Genomic DNA, 22,769 nt, shown 5'->3' with positions numbered 1-22,769 from the left:
TGGTCTCGGCATGTGCGGTGGGGCTGCTCACGACACGTCCAGTTCCCGGTCGACGAGGTCGAAGATGTCGTCGACCGTCGCGTCGGCCAGCCGGTCGGCCGCGGTGTCGTCCGCGTCGCCGTTGAGCCGCGCCAGCAGGTCCTGCAAACGGAGCTTGATCCGGGACCGGACGACGACGTCGCCGCCGGTGGTGGCGATGGCCGACTCCACCCGGTCGAGTTCGCCGAACACCGAGGTGCCCGGCGCCGCGTCGTCGGGGACGAGTTCGGCGAGCAGGTGCCGGGCGAGGGTGCTCGGCGTCGGGTGGTCGAAGACCAGCGTGGCCGGCAGCGCGAGCCCGGTCGCCGCGGTCAGGCCGTTGCGCATCTCGATCGCGGTGAGCGAGTCGAAGCCGAGGTCCCGGAACGCCCGGCCGGGTTCCACGCGGTCGGGGCTGCCGTGGCCGAGGACGTTCGCCACGTTCGCCCGGACCAGGTCCAGCAGGACCTGGTCGCGCTCGGCGGGCGGCGCGTCGGCCAGGGTGGCGCGCAGGGCGTCCTGCGCCGACCCTGACTCGACGGGGTCGGGCGCGCGGTGCGTCCCGGCGAGCTCGTCGAGCAGGGGGCTGGGGCGGGTGACGGTGAACGGCTCGATGAACCGCTCCCAGTCGACATCGGCCACCACGAGCGCGGTCGCGTCCTCGTCCAGCGCCCGCTGGAGGGCGAGCAGCGCCGACGAGGGGGTCAACGGCGTCAGGCCGCGCGCCCGCAGTCGCTCCTCGTCCCCGGTGTCGGCCACCATGCCGCCCCCGCCCCACGGACCCCACGCGACGGCCGTCGCGGTGAGGCCGCGGGCGCGCCGGGCTGCGGCGAGGGCGTCGAGGTAGGCGTTTCCCGCGGCGTAGGCCGCTTGACCACCGCTGCCCCAGACGCCGGCGATGGAGGAGAACAGCACGAACGCGTCCAGTTCCCGGTCGCCCAGCAGCTCGTCGAGGTGCCGCGCGCCGTCGACCTTGGCGGCCAGCGCGGCGGCGACCTCTTCGGCCGTGGTGTCGGCGATCATCGCCGCGTCGGCGACACCCGCCGCGTGCACGACGGCCGTCAGCGGTCCCACCTGGTCCAGCAGCGCCGCGACCGCGGCCCGGTCGGCGATGTCGCACGCGGCGATCGTGACGCCGACACCCGCGGCCTCCAGCTCGGCGCGCAGGTCCACGGCGCCGGGTGCGTCCTCGCCGCGCCGGCTGGTGAGCACCACGTCCCGCGTGTCACCGGTGGCGAGCCACCGGGCCACGTGCGCGCCCAGCCCGCCGGTGCCGCCGGTGACGAGCACCGTGCCGCCGAGGCCGCGGGCGCGCACCGGTCGTGTTGTCGGAGGTGTCCGCCGGAGCCTGCGGACCAGGACGCCCGACGGGCGGATCGCGACCTGGTCTTCCCCGGACCGCCCGGAGAGCACGGAGGCGAGGTCGGCGAGCACCCGGTCGTCCAGGGTCTCCGGCAGGTCCACCAGGCCGCCCCAGCGCGCGGCGTGCTCCAGGGCAGCTGCCCGGCCCGTGCCCCAGACCAGTGCCTGCACGGGGTTGCGCAGCGGGTCATCGGCACCGGTGGAGACCGCCGAGCGGGTGGCGCACCACAGCGGCGCTCCCACCCCGGCATCGACCAGCGCCTGCACCAGCAGCACCGTCGAGGCCACCGCGTCGGCGGGCCGTCCCGGGTCGCCGGTCACCGCCAGCAGCGATAGGACGCCGGCCGCGTCCGTGCCCGCCAGCCGCGCGGCCAGGGTCGACCGGTCGTCGCCGGGCTCCAGCGCCACCACCAGGGGTGTGGCGCCGTGCTCGACGAGTCCGCGCAGACAGGCGACCACGGGTTCGGCGGTGAGGCGGTCCGCGTGTACGACCACGGGCCAGGTCCCGTCCAGATCTGCCGCCGGCAGGTCCGCCGGTGACCGCCACGCCACGTCGTAGCGCAGCGAGTCGGAGGCGGACTGCTCACGTCGGCGGCGACGCCACTCCGTGAGCCGGGGCAGCACGTCGCCGAACCGGTCGTCGGTGCGCACGTTGAGGGTGCTCGCCAGTTCGCCGAGGTCGCCGCGCTCGACCGTCGCCCAGAACTCCGCGTCGACCGGGTCGGCGGCGGTCGCGGCGGGAGAGCTCTCCAGCCAGTGGCGCTCCCGCTGGAACGGGTAGGTCGGCACGGGCACCCGCGAGCCGCCCGCCAGGAACGGCGTCCAGTCCACCTCGACTCCGTTGACGTGCAGGTGGGCGAGGGCGGTGGTGGCGGCGGTGACTTCGGGTCGGTCGGCGCGCAGGGTCGGGACGGCGAGGATCTCCGCGTCGGGCAGGCTGTTGCGGGTCAGCGCCGTCAGCACACCGCCCGGCCCGATCTCCAGGAACTTCGCGATGCCGCGCCGGTCGAGTTCGTCGATCTGGTCGCCGAAGCGGACGGCGTCGCGCACGTGCCGCACCCAGTAGTCGGGCTCGCTGACCGGCGACAGCATCGGGATGCGCGGCTCGGAGAACTCCAGTTCCCCCACCACGGCGGCGAAGTCGTCCAGCATCGGCTCCATGAGCGGCGAGTGGAAGGCGTGGCTCACCTTGAGCCGCGAGGTTTTGCGGTCCGCGAAGTGCGCAACCACCACTTCAACAGCCCCGGCCTCACCCGCCACCACCACCGAACGCGGACCGTTCACCGCCGCGATCGAGACCTCCTCGGTGAGGTGCGGCAGCACCTCGTCCTCGGTCGCCTCGATCGCCACCATCGCCCCACCGGACGGCAACGCCTGCATCAGGTCGGCGCGGGCGGACACCAACCGGCAGGCGTCGTCGAGGGACAACACCCCGGCCACGTGGGCCGCCGCGATCTCCCCCACCGAATGCCCCACCAACACATCCGGCCGCACACCCCACGACTCCACCAGCCGGAACAACGCCACCTGCAACGCGAACAACGCACGCTGCGCCACACCCGTCCGCGCCAACACCTCCACGTCAACGCCGAAGAACGACGCCCCACCCAACCCCGCGACCACCTCGTCATACGCGGCAGCGAACACCGGGAACGCCGCGTGCAGCTCACGCCCCATACCAGCCCGCTGCGAACCCTGACCCGAGAACAGGAACGCCGTGGAGCCCTGGACGGCCTCTCCCCGGATCGAGGCGGGGACGCTGTCGCCCGCCGCCAGGGCGCGGAGACCAGCGGTCAGTCCACCGGGTCCGTCCCCGAGCACCACGGCCCGGTTCCGCAGTGCGGCACGGCCCGTCACCAGCGAGTACGCGACGTCCACCGGGTCCGGTCCGGTCGACTCGACCAACGACAGCAGTTGACCGGCCTGCATCCGCAAGCCGTCCGCGGTCGACGCGGAGAGCACCCACGGCACCACCGGGGCCGGGTTACCGGGGGCGGGGGGTGTGCCGACCACCAGCGAGGGCTCCTCGATGATGGTGTGGGCGTTGGTGCCGCTCACGCCGAACGACGACACGCCCGCCCGGCGCGGGTGGTCCGAAGAGGACCAGTCCACGGGTTCGGTGAGCAGCCTGACGTCACCGACCGTCCAATCGACGTGCGGGGTCGGCTCGTCCACGTGCAGGGTGCGCGGCAGCACACCGTGCCGCATCGCCATCACCATCTTGATCACACCCGCGACACCCGACGCCGCCTGCGCGTGCCCGATGTTCGACTTCAACGACCCCAACCACAACGGACGACCCCGATCACGCCCGTACGTCGCCAGCAACGCCTGCGCCTCGATCGGATCACCCAACGTGGTCCCCGTGCCGTGCGCCTCGACCACGTCCACGTCCGCCGTCGACAGCCCGGCACTGGCCAGCGCCTGCCGGATGACGCGCTGCTGCGCAGGACCGTTCGGCGCGGTCAACCCGTTCGACGCGCCGTCCTGGTTCACCGCACTGCCCCGGACCACGGCCAACACCTCGTGACCGAGCCGCCGGGCATCCGACAACCGCTCCACCAGCAGCACACCGACACCCTCGGACCACCCTGTGCCGTCCGCCGCCGCCGCGAACGGCTTGCACCGACCGTCCGCCGCCAGACCACCCTGACGACTGAACTCGACGAACGCCGTGGGGGTAGCCATCACCATGACACCGCCCGCGATGGCCATGGAGCACTCGCCGTTGCGCAGGGCCTGGACCGCCCAGTGCAGGGCGACCAGCGACGAGGAACACGCCGTGTCCACCGTCACCGCCGGCCCCTGGAGACCGAACGTGTAGGCCAGCCGCCCGGACAGGACGCTCGCCGCACTGCCGGTTCCCAGGTAACCCTCGGCGTTGTCGGCCTTGAGCACCTGTGCCGCGTAGTCCTGGTAGCCCGAGCCGATGAACACACCGACCTGCGAACCCCGCACGGACGACGGATCGATACCCGCCCGCTCGAACAACTCCCACGACGTCTCCAACAGCAACCGCTGCTGCGGGTCCATCGCCACCGCCTCACGCGGCGAAATACCGAAGAAATCCGCGTCGAACTCCGCCGCGTCGTACAGGAAACCCCCGTGCCGCACGTAGGACCGCCCGGGGCCCCCGTCCGGCGAGTACAAGGAGTCGAGGTCCCAACCGCGGTCGGCGGGGAACTCGTCGACCGCGTCGACGCCGTCCGCCACCAGCCGCCACAGGTCCTCCGGCGACCGGACACCGCCCGGGTAGCGGCAACTCATCCCCACGATCACGATCGGGTCCTCGGACAGGTCCGCCGAGACCTCGGACGCGGTCACCGCTCCATCGGACGAGCCCAGCAGCTCGGCCTTGATGAACTTGCCCAGCTCCCGCGCGTCCGGGTAGTCGAAGACGATCGTCGACGGCAGGGCCAGCCCGGTCCGCTCGCTCAACGCGTTCCGTAGCTCGACCGCCGTGAGGGAGTCGAAGCCCATGTCGCGGAACGCGCGGTCGGTGGCGACGTCACCCGCCGCGCCGTGGCCCAGCACGAGCGCCGCACCGGCCCGGACCAGCTCGACCAGCGTTCGCTCCTGCTCCGCCTCGGACAGCGTGGACAACCGGGCCACCAACTCGGGCTCACCGCCCGACTCGGGTGCAACGGTCTCCAGCGCCGCCCGGACCTCGGGCAGGTCGCCGAGCAGCGGGCTGGGCCTGTTCACGGTGAACGTCGGCGCGAACGCGGCCCAGTCGACGTCGACCACGGTCAGGGCGATCTCGTCGTCGGCCAGTGCCCCTTGGAGGGCGAGCACTGCCTGCCGTGCGGGCATCCGGATCAGGCCACGCCGCCGCAGCTGCTCCTCGGCGGGGCCTTCCGCCATGCCGCCGTCGGCCCACGGCCCCCACGCCACCGCGGTAGCCGCCAGCCCACGGGACCTGCGCCGGTGGGCCAACGCGTCCAGGTAGGCGTTGGCCGCCGCGTACGCGGCCTGATAACCACTGCCCCACACACCGGCGATGGACGAGAACAGCACGAACGCGTCCAACTCCCGCTCACCCAGCAACTCGTCCAGGTGACGCGCACCCTCCACCTTCGCCGACAGCACGGCGGCGTAGCCCTCCGGGGTCAACTCGTCCAGCGGCGTGAGGTGGTCGACGCCCGCGGTGTGCACGACGACGGTCAAGTCCGCGATGCCTGCGAGCAACGCCTCCACCTGGACGCGGTCCGCCACGTCACAGGCCACCACCACGACCTCGACACCCAACTCACCAAGCTCGGCCACCAACTCGGCCGCACCCGGCGCCCCGGCGCCACGACGGCTGGTCAACACCACCCGCCCCACACCACGACCCGCCAACCACCGGGCCACATGACCACCCAGAGCCCCCGTGCCACCCGTGACCAACGCCGTACCACGAGCACGCCACACACCCGACGACACCGACGACACCCGCACCAAACGACGCACCAACACACCCGATGCACGCACCGCGACCTGATCCTCACCATGACCACCGGCCAACACCCACGCCAAACGGCCGAGGACACGCTCATCCAGCTCGGCAGGCAGGTCCACCAGACCACCCCAGAGGTCGGGGCGCTCCAGGCCGATCACCCGGCCGAGACCCCAGACCTTGGCCTGTTCGGGGTGCTCGACGGCGTCGACGGGACCGGTGCCGACCGCGCCGCGCGTCACGCACCACAGCGGCGCGATCACCTCGGCGTCGCTCAACCCCTGGGCCAGGCCCGGCGTCGCGTCCTCGTCGCCGAGGGCGAGCAGCGACAGGACGCCCGCCAACGGCTCGTCCGGCGCTTCGAGGGCTTGGCGAACCAGGTCGGCGAGGGACGTGCGGGTGGTGCCCGGCTCCACCTCGATAGTGACCGGAACAGCCCCGTGTCGGGTGAGAGCGCCTTCGACGAAGTCCGTGTGCTCGACGCCCGAAGGCACCACCACCAACCAACGGCCGGCCGGTCGGCGGTCGTCCAGGGTCACCGGCTGCCAGGCGACCCGGTAGCGCCACCCGGACACCGCCGACTGGTCGTGCCGCTGCCGACGCCAGGCGGACAAGGCGGGCAGCACGTGGTCCAACTCGGCCGGCGCGGTGCCCAGCACCTCGGCCAGGCCGATCGCGTCCTGCCTTTCGACGATGCTCCAGAACGCGGAGTCGGCCGGGTCGGCCGCCACTTCGGCCGCCGGCGCGCTCATCCAGTAGGTGCGCGTCCGGAAGGCGTAGGTGGGCAGGTCGACCGGCTGCGCGTCGGGGAAGAACGGGGACCAGTCCACGTTGACGCCGTGGGTGTGCAGCCGCGCCACGGCCGTGACGATCGTCGTCGCCTCGTCGTGGTCAGTGCGCAGCGTCGGGACGGCCAGGATCTCCGCGTCGGGCAGGCAGTTGCGGGTCAAGGCGGTCAGCACGCCGCCCGGCCCGATCTCCAGGAACTTGCTGACACCCCGCTCATCCAGCTCCACGACCTGCTCGGCGAAGCGGACGGCGTCCCGAACGTGCCGCACCCAGTAACCCGCCTCGGCGACCGGGGACAGCATCGGAATGCTCGGCTCGTGGAACTCCAACCCGCCCACCACCGCCGCGAACCCGTCCAGCATCGGCTCCATCAACGGCGAGTGGAAGGCGTGGCTCACCTTGAGCCGCGACGTCTTGCGGTCCGCGAAGTGCGCCACCACCGCGTCCACGGCCCCTGCCTCACCGGACACGACCACCGAACGCGGACCGTTCACCGCCGCGATCGAGACACCGTCGGCCAGGTGCGGCAACACCTCGTCCTCGGTCGCCTCCACCGCGACCATCCCGCCGCCGGGTGGCAACGCCTGCATCAGGTCGGCGCGGGCGGACACCAACCGACAGGCGTCGTCGAGGGACAGCACACCGGCGACGTGGGCCGCCGCGATCTCCCCCACCGAATGCCCCACCAGCACATCCGGTCGGACACCCCACGACTCGAACAAGCGGAACAACGCCACCTGCAACGCGAACAACGCACGCTGCGCCACACCCGTCCGCGCCAACACCTCCGCACCCACGTCGAAGAACGACGTCCCGCCAAGCCCCGCGACCACCTCGTCATACGCAGCGGCGAACACCGGGAACGCAGCGTGCAGCTCACGCCCCATACCGGCCCGCTGCGAACCCTGACCCGAGAACAGGAACGCGGTCTGACCGGCCTCCTGTTCACCGGTGACCACGGTGGCAGCCTGCTGTCCCTGCGCGAGGGCTGCCAGACCGGCGCGGAAGTCGTGGATGTCCGTGCCGACGACCACCGCCCGGTGTTCGAGCGCCGCACGCCGCGTCGCGAGCGTGAGCCCCACGGAAGCCAGGTCCGGTCCCCGGGAGTCCACGGCGTCGAGCAGGCGCCGGGCCTGCTCCTGAAGTGCCGGGACGCTCCTGGCCGACAACGGCCACGGTACGACCTCCGGCGACGGCGGCGCGGCCGGTACAACCAGTGGGACGTCGTCGTAGGACTCGATGATGGTGTGGGCGTTGGTGCCGCTCACGCCGAACGACGACACACCCGCCCGGCGCGGGCGGTCCCCGGCGGGCCACTCCCGCTGCTCGGTCAGCAGCCGCACGTCACCGGCCGTCCAGTCCACGTGCGGGGTCGGCTCGTCCACGTGCAACGTGCGCGGCAGCACACCGTGCCGCATCGCCATCACCATCTTGATCACACCCGCCACGCCCGACGCCGCCTGCGCGTGCCCGATGTTCGACTTCAACGACCCCAACCACAACGGACGACCCCGATCACGCCCGTACGTCGCCAGCAACGCCTGCGCCTCGATCGGATCACCCAGGACGGTGCCCGTGCCGTGCCCCTCCACCACGTCCACCTGGTCGGTCCGCAGCCCCGCGTTCGCCAACGCCTGCCGGATGACCCGCTGCTGTGCGGGGCCATTGGGCGCGGTCAACCCGTTCGACGCGCCGTCCTGGTTCACCGCACTGCCCCGGACCACGGCCAACACCTCGTGACCAAGCCGCCGGGCATCCGACAACCGCTCCACCAGCAGCACACCGACACCCTCGGACCACCCTGTGCCGTCCGCCGCCGCCGCGAACGGCTTGCACCGACCGTCCGCCGCCAGACCACCCTGACGACTGAACTCGATGAACGGCCCCGGCGTCGCCATGACGGTCACACCGCCGGCGAGGGCCATCGTGCACTCGCCGTTGCGCACCGCCTGGGCGGCGAGGTGCAGGGCGACCAGCGACGAGGAACACGCCGTGTCCACCGTCACCGCCGGCCCCTGGAGGCCGAACGTGTAGGCCAGCCGCCCGGAGATCACACTGCCGGACGTGCCCGTGCCCACGTAGCCGCCCGCACCGTCGGCCGCCAAGACCTGTGCCGCGTAGTCCTGGTAGCCCGAGCCGATGAACACACCGACCTGCGAACCCCGCACGGACGACGGATCGATACCCGCCCGCTCGAACAACTCCCACGACGTCTCCAACAGCAACCGCTGCTGCGGGTCCATCGCCACCGCCTCACGCGGCGAAATACCGAAGAAATCCGCGTCGAACTCCGCCGCGTCGTACAGGAAACCCCCGTGCCGCACGTAGGAGCTGCCGGCCTTGCCGGTCGGGTCGTAGAGCTTCTCGACGTCCCAGTCGCGGTCGGTGGGGAACTCGTCGACGGCGTCGACGCCGTCCGCCACCAGCCGCCACAGGTCCTCCGGCGACCGGACACCGCCCGGGTAGCGGCAACTCATCCCCACGATCACGATCGGGTCCTCGGACGAGCCCACCGCGACGGGCAGGACGGTGTCGGCACCCCCTGCCGTGCCGAGCAGTTCGGTCTTGAGCAGCCGGGCCAGCTCGGTGGCGTTCGGGTGGTCGAAGACGAGGGTGGTCGGCAGGGACAGACCGGTTTCGGCACCCAGGGTGTTACGCAGTTCGACCGCGGTCAGCGAGTCGAACCCGAGGTCGCGGAAGGCCCGGTCCGCCGAAACAGACCCGGTCGAGCCGTGGCCGAGCACGGCGGCGGCGCGCGTCCGGACCAGGTCGACCAGGAGGCGGTCCTGCTCGGGTTCGGGCAGTCCGGTCAACCGCGCCACCAGTTCGGCACTCGCGGTCGACGTGGGCGCGGCTCCACCGTCCAGGGCGTCCCGCACCTCGGGCAGCGCGGACAGCAGCGGGCTGGGCCTGCCGACCGTGAAGGTCGGCGCGAACGTCGACCAGTCCACGTCGGCGACCGTCGACGTGGTGCGGTCGTCGGCCAGTGCCCGGTGCAGGGCGAGCACGGCCTGGGCAGCGGGCATGGTCCTCAACCCGCGGCGGCGCAGGGATTCCTCGGCACCGGTCTCGGCCGCCATGCCGCCGTCGGCCCACGGCCCCCACGCCACCGCGGTAGCCGCCAGCCCACGGGACCTGCGCCGGTGGGCCAACGCGTCCAGGTAGGCGTTGGCCGCCGCGTACGCGGCCTGATAACCACTGCCCCACACACCGGCGATGGACGAGAACAGCACGAACGCGTCCAACTCCCGCTCACCCAGCAACTCGTCCAGGTGACGCGCACCCTCCACCTTCGCCGACAGCACCGCGTGCAGGTCTTCGAGTGACAGGGAGGACACCGGGTCGAAGTGGTCGCGCCCGGCCGCGTGGAACACCGACGTCGGCTCGAACTCCGCAAGCAACGCCTCCACCTGGACGCGGTCCGCCACGTCACAGGCCACCACCACGACCTCGACACCCAGCTCGCCAAGCTCGGCCACCAGGGCGTCGACTCCCGGTGCCCCGGCACCACGACGGCTGGTCAACACCACCCGCCCCACACCACGACCCGCCAACCACCGGGCCACATGACCACCCAGAGCCCCCGTACCACCTGTGACCAACGCCGTACCACGAGCACGCCACACACCCGACGACACCGACGACACCCGCACCAAACGACGCACCAACACACCCGATGCACGCACCGCGACCTGATCCTCACCATGACCACCGGCCAACACCCACGCCAAACGGCCGATCGCCACGTCGTCGACCTCGGCGGGCAGGTCGACCAAACCGCCCCACAGCGCCGGGTGCTCCAACGCCACCGTCCGCCCCAGACCCCACACCATGCCCTGCGCCGGGTCAGCCACCGCCTCGCGCGTCACGCACCACAACGGCACCTCGACACCCGCGTCCAACAGGGCTTGGACCAGGCGGAGGGTCAGCGCGGTCCCGTCCCGGGTGTCCGAGCCGGCGAGGAGGGACACCACTCGCCCGACCTCGGGCAGGTCCGCGAGCGCGGTGGACAGGTCGGTGTCGAGGCCGACCCGCACCACGACCAGCTCGGCCACACGATCGGCCAGCAGGTCGTGCACGACGTCCACCCAGGGCAGCACGTCGCCGACCGCCGGCAGGAGGAGCAACCAGGTACCGTCCGGCGTCACGGCTTCCGCGTCGTCCAGCGGCTGCCACGAGACGTCGTAGCGCCAGCCGTCGGCGGCTGCCTCGTCACGACGGCGCCTGCGCCAGGCCGACAACCTCGGCAGCACCGCGCTGAACGACTCGTCGCCGGTGATGTCCAGGGTGGCGGCCAACTGCTCCAGGTCTTCGCGTTCGACGGTCTCCCAGAATCGGGCCTCGGCCGGATCGCTCCGGTGGTGCGCCCCGGTCGTCAGCCAGTACCGCTCACGCTGGAACGCGTAGGTCGGGAGGCCGATGGGCCGGGCGTCGGGCACGAACGCCCGCCAATCCACCGGGACACCGGTGACGAACAGCCTCGCCACGGCCATGGCGGTGGTGGCGACCTCCTCGTGGTCGGCACGGAGCGCCGGAGTGGCCACGACCTCCTTGTTAGGCAGGCAATTCTGGGCCAGAGCGGTCAGCACACCGCCCGGTCCGATCTCCAGGAACTTGCTGACACCCCGCTCGTCCAGCTCACCGACCTGATCCGCGAACCGCACCGCGTCACGGACGTGCCGGACCCAGTAGCCGGGCTCGGCGACCGGCGACAACATCGGGATGCGCGGCTCGTGGAACTCCAACCCACCAACCACCGCCGCGAACTCGTCCAGCATCGGGTCCATGAGCGGCGAGTGGAAGGCGTGACTCACCGCCAGCCGCGAGGTCTTGCGGTCCGCGAAGTGCGCCACCACCGCGTCCACCGCGTCCACCGCACCGGACACCACCACCGAACGCGGACCATTCACAGCCGCCACCGACACACCGTCCGTCAACAGCGGCACGACCTCGTCCTCGGCCGCCTCCACCGCCACCATCGCCCCACCCGACGGCAACGCCTCCATCAAATCCGCGCGGGCGGACACCAACCGGCAGGCGTCGTCGAGGGACAGCACACCGGCCACGTGGGCCGCCGCGATCTCCCCCACCGAATGCCCCACCAACACATCCGGCCGCACACCCCACGACTCGAACAAGCGGAACAACCCCACCTGCAACGCGAACAACGCACGCTGCGCCACACCCGTCCGCGCCAACACCTCCACGTCAACGCCGAAGAACGACGCCCCACCCAACCCCGCGACCACCTCGTCATACGCGGCAGCGAACACCGGGAACGCCGCGTGCAGCTCACGCCCCATACCAGCCCGCTGCGAACCCTGACCCGAGAACAGGAACGCGAGCCGTCCGGCGCGCCGACTGCCGATTACCACACCCGGCGCGGATTCGCCGTCCGCCAAGTGCCGGAGACCGTCGAGCAGGTTCGCGCCCAGCACGACCGCGCGGTCCTCGAAGGCCGTGCGTCCCGCCAGGGACAGCGCGACGTCGGTGGCGTCCGCGTCGGCCGATGTGTGGAGCACTTGCCGGGCTTGCCGCCGCAATGCGGCGGCACCGCGACCGGACAGCACCCACGGCACCACCGGCGGCTCGGGGCTCACTTCGCGTTGAACCTCGACCTCGGCCGCCTGTTCGATGATCACATGGGCGTTCGTGCCGCTGACGCCGAACGATGACACCGCCGCCCGACGCGGCCGGTCCGCCTCCACCCACTCCACGGCCTCGGTCAGCAGCCGGACCTCACCGGACGCCCAGTCGACCCCGGGCGTGGGTTCGTCGGCGTGGAGGGTGCGCGGCAGCACACCGTGCCGCATCGCCATCACCATCTTGATCACACCGCCGACACCCGCGGCAGCCTGCGTGTGACCGATGTTCGACTTCAACGACCCCAACCACAACGGACGACCCCGATCACGCCCATAGGTCGCCAACAACGCCTGCGCCTCGATCGGATCACCCAACGAGGTCCCGGTGCCGTGGCCCTCCACCACGTCCACGTCATCCGTCTTCAACCCCGCGTTCGCCAACGCCTGCCGGATGACGCGCTGCTGCGCAGGACCGTTCGGCGCGGTCAACCCGTTCGACGCGCCGTCCTGGTTCACCGCACTGCCCCGGACCACGGCCAACACCTCGTGGCCGAGCCGCCGGGCATCCGACAACCGCTCCACCAGCAGCAGGCCGGCGCCTTCCGACCAGCCCGTGCCGTCCGCGCCCGCGCCGTAGGCCCGGCAGCGGCCGTCGACCGACAGACCGCGCTGCCTGCTGAACTCCACGAACACCGTCGGGTCGGCCATCACCGTGACGCCACCCGCCAGCGCCATCGAGCACTCACCGGACCGGACGGACTGGGCGGCGAGGTGCAGGGCGACCAGCGACGACGAGCACGCCGTGTCCACCGTCACCGCCGGCCCCTCCAGGCCCAGCGTGTAGGCGATCCGGCCGGACACGACGCTCGCCGCGCCGCCGGTGAGCAGGTGCCCTTCGACGCCGTCTGGCCGGTCGCCGGCCCCCGCGCCGTAGCCCTGGTAGGCCATGCCTACGAACACGCCCGTGGCGCTGCCCGCGACCGAGCGCGGGTCGATCCCGGCGACCTCGAACGTCTCCCAGGCGGTCTCCAGCAGCAGGCGCTGCTGCGGGTCCATCGCCAGTGCTTCACGCGGGCTGATGCCGAAGAAAGCGGCGTCGAAGTCGGCCGCGTCGTGGAGGAACCCGCCGCGCGTGCTGTAGGTCGTGCCCGCGTGGTCCGGGTCCGGGTGGTACAGCCGGTCCAGGTCCCAGCCGCGGTCGACGGGGAAGTCCCCGATGGCGTCGCGGCTCTCGGCGACCAGGTCCCAGAGGTCGCCGGCGGACCGGACGCCGCCGGGGAAGCGGCAGCTCATGCCGACGATGACGACCGGGTCGTCCGCGACGTCGGCGACACGGGCCGTGTTCGCCACGACGACGTCGGCCGTGACGAGTTCCGCGCGCAGGTGCCGGGCGAGGACGATCGCGTTCGGGTAGTCGAAGACCAGGGACGCGGGCAGGGCGAGGCCGGTCGCGCCGGCCAGCGCCGTGCGCAGCTCCACCGCGGTGAGTGAGTCGAAGCCCAACTCCTTGAACGCCCGGTCCGGCTCGATGTCGTCCGTGCCGGCGTGGCCGAGGACGGCCGCCGCGTGCGTCAGGACGAGGTCGACGAGGACGTGCTCCTGGTCGCCGACGGGCAGGGTCGCGAGCCTGGCCGCCAAGCCGCCGCCGTCCGGGGCGGCGGTCGGCTCCAGCGCCGCCCGGACCTCGGGCAGGTCGCCCAGCAGCGGGCTGGGCCGGCCGACCGTGAACGTCGGCGCGAACCGCGACCAGTCCACGTCGGCGACCACGACGGCGTGCTCGCCGCGGTCGAGGGTGTGCCCGAGCGCGTCGATCGCGCGGCGGGCCGACATCCTGCGCACACCGCGGCGCAGCAGTTGGTCGGCGGAGTCGCCGTCTGCCATGCCGCCGTCGGCCCACGGCCCCCACGCCACCGCGGTAGCCGCCAGCCCACGGGACCTGCGCCGGTGCGCCAACGCGTCCAGGTAGGCGTTGGCCGCCGCGTACGCGGCCTGATAACCACTGCCCCACACACCGGCGATGGACGAGAACAGCACGAACGCGTCCAACTCCCGCTCACCCAGCAACTCGTCCAGGTGACGCGCACCCTCCACCTTCGCCGACAGCACCGCGGCGAATTCTTCCTGGTCGAGCGTGTCCACCGGGTCGAAGTGGTCGCGCCCGGCCGCGTGGAACACCGACGTCGGCTCGAACTCCGCAAGCAACGCCTCCACCTGGACGCGGTCCGCCACGTCACAAGCCACCACCACGACCTCGACACCCAACTCACCAAGCTCGGCCACCAACTCGGCCGCACCCGGCGCCCCGGCGCCACGACGGCTGGTCAACACCACCCGCCCCACACCACGACCCGCCAACCACCGGGCCACATGACCACCCAGAGCCCCCGTACCACCCGTGACCAACGCCGTACCACGAGCACGCCACACACCCGACGACACCGACGACACCCGCACCAAACGACGCACCAACACACCCGATGCACGCACCGCGACCTGATCCTCACCATGACCACCGGCCAACACTGGTGCCAGTCGTTCGAGGACGCGTTCGTCCGGCTCGGCAGGCAGGTCGACCAAACCGCCCCACAGCGCCGGGTGCTCCAACGCCACCGTCCGCCCCAGACCCCACACCATGCCCTGCGCCGGCTCGGTCACCGCGTCGCGCGTCGCGCACCACAGCGGCGCTTCGACGTCGGCGGCCAGCACGGCTTGGACCAGGGCGAGGGTGGCCGGGGCCGGGTCGTCGCCTAACGCGAGCAGGGACAGGACGCCGCTGTAGTCGCCTGCCGGCAGCGGGGCCCCCGTGAAGCGCCACCGCACCACGTCCGCACCCGCTCGTTGCAGGACAGCGGCGACCGGCTCCGTGAGGTCTTCGGACTCCGGCACGACCAGCAACCACGTCCCGGTGAGCCGTCCCTCGGGCAGGACGCCCAGCGGCTTCCAGTCGACGCGGTAGCGCCAGCCCGCCGCGTCGGTGTCGGCGGTGCTCCCCGCAGCGCGTTGGAGCCAGTAGCGCTGCCGCTGGAATGGGTAGGTCGGCAGGTCGACCCGCTGGCCCCCCTGGAGGAACGGTGTCCAGTCCACCCCGACGCCGTGGGCGAACAACTCACCCAGCGCCGTGAGGGCGGTCGTCTCCTCCGGTCGGTCGGCGCGCAGGGTGGGGACGGCCAGGAGTTCGGTGTCGGGCAGGCAGTTGCGGGTCAGGGCGGTCAGCACACCGCCCGGTCCGATCTCCAGGAACTTCGTCGTGCCGCGCTCGTCCAGCTCCGCGACCTGATCCGCAAACCGCACCGCGTCGCGGACGTGCCGCACCCAGTAGTCGGGCTCGGCGACCGGCGACAGCATCGGGATGCGCGGCTCGTGGAACTCCAGTCCCCGCACCACCGCCGCGAAGTCGTCCAGCATCGGATCCATCAACGGCGAGTGGAACGCATGACTCACCGCCAACCGCGAGGTCTTGCGGTCCGCGAAGTGCGCCACCACCGCGTCCACCGCGTCCACCGCACCGGACACCACCACCGAACGCGGACCATTCACAGCCGCCACCGACACACCGTCCGTCAGCAGCGGCACGACCTCCTCCTCCGACGCCTCCACCGCCACCATCGCCCCACCCGACGGCAACGCCTCCATCAAATCCGCGCGGGCCGACACCAACCGGCAGGCATCCTCCAGCGACAGCACACCGGCCACGTGGGCCGCCGCGATCTCCCCCACCGAATGCCCCACCAACACATCCGGCCGCACACCCCACGACTCGAACAACCGGAACAACCCCACCTGCAACGCGAACAACGCACGCTGCGCCACACCCGTCCGCGCCAACACCTCCACATCAACGCCGAAGAACGACGCCCCACCCAACCCCGCGACCACCTCGTCATACGCGGCAGCGAACACCGGGAACGCCGCGTGCAGCTCACGCCCCATACCCGCCCGCTGCGAACCCTGACCCGAGAACAGGAACGCCGTGGAACCGGACCGGCCCCGTCCTCGGGCGACCGCCGCATGGGCCGTCCCCCCGGCCAGCGCGTTCAGCGCTCCGGCGAAGTCCTCCGGGGAGCGCCCGAAGACGACCGCCCGGTGCTCCAGCGTCCCCCGGGTGCCGACCAGCGAGTAGCCCACGTCGACCGGTGAGGCGTCCACCGCAAGAAATCGGGCGGCCTGGTCGCGCAGGGCCTGCTCGGTCTTGGCCGACAGCACCCACGGCACCGGACCGTCCACCGGCGGCGCGGGCACCGGACGCTCCGCCGGGACGTACTCGATGACGGTGTGCGCGTTCGTGCCGCTGACCCCGAACGACGACACCGCCGCCCGACGCGGCTCGGCCCATTCAACGGCTTCGGTGAGCAGGCGGACGTCACCGGCGGACCAGTCCACGTGCGGCGTGGGCTCGTCCACGTGCAGGGTCGGCGGCAGCACACCGTGCTGCATCGCCATCACCATCTTGATCACACCCGCCACACCCGCGGCGGCCTGGGTATGACCGATGTTCGACTTGATCGAACCGAGCCACAACGGACGATCCCGATCACGCCCGTACGTCGCCAACAACGCCTGCGCCTCGATCGGATCACCCAACGCCGTACCAGTCCCGTGCGCCTCCACCGCATCCACATCGGACGCACCAAGACCCGAACCCGCCAACGCCGCACGAATCACCCGCTGCTGCGACGGACCATTCGGCGCGGTCAACCCGTTCGACGCACCGTCCTGGTTCACCGCCGAACCACGCACCACCGCCAACACGGAGTGACCGAGCCGCCGGGCATCCGACAACCGCTCCACCAACAACAACCCGACACCCTCACCCCACCCGGTGCCGTCCGCCGCCGCCGCGAACGACTTGCACCGACCGTCCGCCGCCAGGCCGCGCTGCCGGCTGAACCCGACGAACGCGTTCGGCGTGGACATCACGGTCGCCCCGCCGACCACGGCCATGTCGCACTCACCGAGCCGGAGCGCCTGCGTCGCGAGGTGCAGGGCCACCAACGACGACGAACACGCCGTGTCCACCGTCACCGCCGGCCCCTCCAAACCGAACGTGTAGGCGATCCGACCGGACACCACGGACGCCGAACTGGCCGTGACGAGGTGCGCCTGCACGTCAGGTCCGCCGTGGCGCAGGCGCTCGGCGTAGTCCTGGCCGTTGGTGCCGACGAAGACGCCGGTCAGGCTGCCGCGCAGCGCGGCGGGGTCGATGCCGGCGCGCTCGAACAGCTCCCACGACGTCTCCAGCAGCAGGCGCTGCTGCGGGTCCATCGCCACCGCCTCGCGCGGCGAGATCCCGAAGAACGCCGGGTCGAAGTCGGCCGGGGAGTCGAGGAACGCGCCTTCACGCACGTAGGAAGTCCCGGCCCGGTCGGGGTCGGGGTCGTAGAGGTCGTCGAGGTCCCAGTCCCGGTCGGCGGGCATCGGGGTCATCGCGTCGACGCCGTCCCGGACGAGCCGCCACAGGTCCTCGGGCGAGGCGACCTCGCCGGGGAAGCGGCAGCTCATGGCCACGATGGCGATGGGGTCGTCCGCCACGTCGCCGACGGCGGCGGGGCGCGCGGGCGCGGGGGTGTCGCCGACGAGTCGCTCCAGCAGGTGGTCGGCGAGGAGTTCGGGGGTCGGGTAGTCGAAGACGAGCGTGGCGGGCAGGCGCAGTGCGGTGGCGGTGCCGAGCCGGTTGCGCAGCTCCATCGCGGTGAGCGAGTCGAAGCCGAGGTCGCGGAACGCCCGGCTTGCCTCGACCAGGTCGGTGGTGGCGTGCGCGAGCACCGTGGCGGCCTGGGCGCGCACCAGGTCCAGGACCAGGTCCGCCCGGTCGGTGACGGGTGTCGCGAGGAGCCGGGCGGCGAGGGAATCGCGGGCCGGGCCGGTGGCGGCGACGCGGCGTGGGGAGACGCGGACCAGGCGGCGCAACATCGTCGGCACCGCGCCGGAGCGCGCCGTCAGGTCGAGCTTGGCGGGCACCAGCAACGCGTCGGGCGCGGCACAGGCGTGGTCGAGTCGGGCGAGTGCTTCGCCCTCGGACAGCGCGAGCACCCCGGCGCGGCCCATCCGGTCGAGGTCGGCGCGGCTCAGGGCGGTCTGCTCGCCGCGCACCGACCACAGGCCCCAGGCCAGGGAGGTGCCGGCCAGGCCCTGGGCGCGGCGGTGGTGGGCCAGCGCGTCGAGCAGCGAGTTGGCCGCCGCGTAGGCCCCGGTCCCCACGTCGCCGAGGACGCCGGTGAGCGAGGAGAACAGGACGAACTCGGCCAGGTCGAGGTCCTCGGTCAGCTCGTGCAGGGTGAGGGCGGCGGTCGCCTTGGCGGCGAGGACACGGGCCAGCTGCTCCTCCGTCAACTGCTCGACCAGGCCGCCGTCCACGACCGCGGCGGTGTGCAGGACGGCGGTCAGCGGGTGCTCGGCGGGCACGTCGCGCAGCAGTGCGGCGAGCGCGTCACGGTCGGCCACGTCGCACGCCGCCACGGTGACGTGCGCGCCGAGGGCCGTCAGCTCGGCGCGCAGGTCCGCCGCGCCGGGGGCGTCCGGGCCTCGCCGGCTCACGAGCAGCAGGTGCCGTGCGCTCCGCTTGGTGACCAGGTGCCGGGCGACCACGGCACCGATCGCGCCGGTGCCGCCGGTGATCAGGACGGTGCCCTCCGGGTCGAGCGGCCGGAGTGGTTCGGCCGTGGGCGTGACGCGGTCGAGCCGCGGCACGAGGACCGTGCCGCCGCGCAGCGCCACCTGCGGCTCACCCGAGCGCAGCGCGGCGTGCAGGACGTGAGCGGAGTCGTCGTCGGTGTCGGCGAGGACGAACCGGTCGGGGTGTTCGGACTGCGCCACCCGCAGCAGGCCCCAGATCGGCGCCGCGCGCAGGTCCAGGACATCCTCGGCCGGGGTGGTCGCCACGGCGCGGCGGGTGACCACGGCGAGCCGCGTGCCGGTGAGCCGGTCGTCGGAGAGCAGTGCTCGGACGTGCGCGAGCACCGAGAACGGGTCGCCACCGGGCAGGACCAGCAGTTCCGGTGCGTCGGCGGCGGCTTCCTCCAGGGTCCGGAACACGCCGGTGGCGGTGGGCAGCCGGTCATCCGCGCCGAGCAGGTGCCAGGGCCTGTCACCGGGGTCCGCGAGCTCGTCGACGGCGGTCCAGTCCACGCGCAGCAGCCGGTCGTCGGACTTCAGCGGCAGGTCGGCGAGCGGGATCGCCCGGAACCCGACGGACTCGGCGGTCAGCACCGCGCGGCCGTCCTGGTCGGTCAGCAGCAGGGAGAACGCGCCGTCGCCGGCGGGCGTGAGCCAGGCCCGCACCGCGGTCGCACCGGTCGCCCACAGGGTCACCGAGCGCCAGGTGGCGGCGTGCACCCACGAGTCCGGCCGGTCGTCGGCGGCGGTCGCGAGGACGGCGTCCAGCAGGGCCGGGTGCAGCGCGAACGTCGAGGCGTCGTCGACCTCGGCGGACACCGCGCCGGCCCGGTCGACGACCTGTTCCGGCTCGGCGCGGCGCGTGTCGCCCAGGGCGCCGGTGCAGTGCCGCGTCCACGGCACGTCCGCGTTCTCCGGCTTGGAGTGCACTCGCAGTTCGCGGTGGCCGGCCGCGTCGGGCGCGCCGATCCACACCTGCACGGCGACCGACTCGCCCTCGGCGAGCACGAGTGGCGTTTCGACCGCCAACTCCTCGATCGTCCCGCAGCCCACGTGGTCACCCGCGACGACGGCCAGTTCCACGAACGCGGCGGCGGGCAGGACCGCGGAGTCGTGCACGCCGTGCCCGGCGAGCCACGGTTGCGTGCGCGGGGACAGCAGGCCCGTCAGCAGGAAGCCGTCGACGTCCGCGACCGACACGGCGGCGCTCAGCAGAGGGTGGTCGGCGGGGGTGAGCCCGGCGCGGCGCAGGTCGCCGGGTCCGGTGGACGCCTCCAGCCAGTACCGCTCGTGCTGGAAGGCGTAGGTCGGCAGGTCGGTCCGCCCGGCGCCCCGCCCCGCGAAGAAGGCCGACCAGTCGACGGCGAGCCCATTGACGTGCAGCTCCGCCAGCGCCGTGACGGCCGACAGGTCCTCCGGTCGGTCGGCGCGCAGGGTCGGGACGGCCAGGATCTCCGCGTCGGGCAGGCAGTTGCGGGTCAGCGCCGTCAGCACGCCGCCCGGCCCGATCTCCAGGAACCGCGTCGTGCCGCGCTCGTCCAGCTCCGCGATCTGGTCCGCGAAGCGGACCGCGTCGCGGACGTGCCGGACCCAGTAGTCGGGCTCGGCGACCGGGGAGAGCATCGGGATGCGCGGCTCGTGGAACTCCAACCCGCCCACCACAGCGGCGAAGTCGTCGAGCATCGGGTCCATCAACGGCGAGTGGAAGGCGTGACTCACCGTCAGCCGCGAGGTCTTGCGGTCGGCGAAGTGCGCCACCACCGCGTCCACCGCGTCCACCGCGTCCACCGCACCGGACACCACCACCGAACGCGGACCATTCACCGCCGCGATCGAGACACCGTCGGCCAGGTGCGACAGCACCTCGTCCTCGGTCGCCTCGATCGCCACCATCGCCCCACCCGACGGCAACGCCTGCATCAGGTCCGCGCGGGCGGACACCAGCCGACAGGCGTCGTCGAGGGACAACACCCCGGCCACGTGGGCCGCCGCGATCTCCCCCACCGAATGCCCCACCAACACATCCGGCCGCACACCCCACGACTCCACCAACCGGAACAACCCCACCTGCAACGCGAACAACGCACGCTGCGCCACACCCGTCCGCGCCAACACCTCCACATCAACGCCGAAGAACGACGCCCCACCCAACCCCGCGACCACCTCGTCATACGCGGCAGCGAACACCGGGAACGCCGCATACAACCCACGCCCCATACCCACCCGCTGCGAACCCTGACCCGAGAACAAGAACGCCAACGGTCCACCGGCCGAGGCGCGACCCACGACGGGGTCACCGCCGTCGAGGGCGGCACGGAGACCGACGAGGTCCGAGCCGACGACGGCCACGCGGTGTTCCAGCGGTGACCGACCGGTGGCCAGGGAGAACGCCACGTCGAGCGGGTCGGCGTTCGCCGGCAGGTGGTCGAGCAGCCGCGCCACCTGTGCCCGCACGCCCTCGGCGGTGGCGGCCGACAGCACCCACGGCACGACGTCGGTGCGCACCGACACCGGCTCGGACTCGGCGGCCTCCTCCCCGGGGGCGGGTTCGACGGGTGGGGCCTCCTCGATGACGGTGTGCGCGTTGGTGCCGCTGATGCCGAAGGACGACACGCCGGCGCGGCGCGGGCGGTCCGAGGAGGACCAGTCCACGGGTTCGGTGAGCAGCCGCACGTCGCCGGCCGTCCAGTCGACCTGCGGCGTGGGTTCATCGGCGTGCAGGGTGCGCGGCAGCACGCCGTGCCGCATCGCCATGACCACCTTGATCACACCGGCGACGCCGGCGGCGGCCTGGGTGTGACCGAGGTTGGACTTCACCGAGCCCAACCACAGCGGCCGCCCCTCGGGGCGGTTGCGCCCGTAGGTCGCCAGGAGGGACTGCGCCTCGATCGGGTCGCCCAGGGGCGTACCCGTGCCGTGCGCCTCGACGACGTCCACGTCCTCGGTGGACAATCCGGCGCCGGCGAGCGCCTGCATGATGACGCGTTCCTGCGACGGGCCGTTGGGGGCGGTCAGCCCGTTGGACGCGCCGTCCTGGTTGACGGCGCTGCCCCGGACCACCGCGAGGACGGGGTGGCCGTTGCGGCGGGCGTCCGACAGGCGCTCCACCAGCAGCAGGCCGACACCCTCGGACCAGGACGCGCCGTCGGCGTCGGCGGAGAACGACTTGCAGCGGCCGTCCGGCGCGAGGCCGCGCTGCCGGCTGAACTCCACGAAGGCGGACGGGCCGGCCATGACCGTGACGCCGCCCGCCAGCGCCATCGTGCAGTCGCCGGACCGAAGCGCCTGCACGGCGAGGTGCAGGGCGACCAGCGACGACGAGCACGCCGTGTCCACCGTCACCGCCGGCCCCTCCAGGCCCAGCGTGTAGGCGATGCGGCCGGACGCGACGCTGCCGGAGTTGCCGGTGCTCAGCAGACCTTCGAGGTTGTCCGGCGTGCTGGCCAGGCGCGAGGCGTAGTCGTGGTACATGACGCCGGTGAAGACGCCGGTGAGGCTGCCGCGCACCGACTTCGGCGCGATGCCGGCCTTCTCGAACACCTCCCAGGCGGTCTCCAGCAGCAGCCGTTGCTGCGGGTCCATCGCCAACGCCTCACGCGGGCTGATGCCGAAGAACGCGGGGTCGAAGTCGGCGGCGCCCGGCAGGAACCCGCCGTGCCGCGTGTAGACGGTGCCGGTGCGGTCGGGGTCGGGGTCGTAGAGGGCGTCGAGGTCCCAGCCCCGGTCGTCGGGGAAGTCGCCGATGGCGTCGCCCCCGCCGGCGACGAGGTCCCACAGGTCCTCGGCCGAGGCGATGCCGCCCGGGAAGCGGCAACTCATGGCGACGATCGCGATCGGCTCCTGCTCGCGCTCGGTCACCTCGCGCAACCGGCGGCGGGCCTGGCGCAGGTCAGCGGTCGCGCGCTTCAGGTAGTCGCGAAGCTTGTCCTCGTTCATCATCTGCCGTCTGCTCCTGAACGCGGTCC

General features: G+C 72.6%; 1 protein-coding gene. It reads right to left on the bottom strand.

Going from position 1 to position 22,769, the window contains the following annotated elements; translation table 11 throughout:
* Nucleotides 1–27 precede the first annotated feature (27 nt).
* Entirely contained in the window at nucleotides 28–22,743 is a 22,716-nt protein-coding gene (locus tag CKY47_RS34615) for a type I polyketide synthase (RefSeq protein WP_306750589.1), read from the bottom strand.
* Nucleotides 22,744–22,769 lie beyond the last annotated feature (26 nt).

It is taken from the genome of Saccharothrix longispora (genome assembly GCF_030852425.1).
Taxonomy (GTDB): Bacteria; Actinomycetota; Actinomycetes; order Mycobacteriales; family Pseudonocardiaceae; genus Actinosynnema; species Actinosynnema longispora.
The sequence above is the reverse complement of the archived record's forward strand: the minus strand, read 5'-3'. Positions and strand labels throughout refer to the sequence as shown.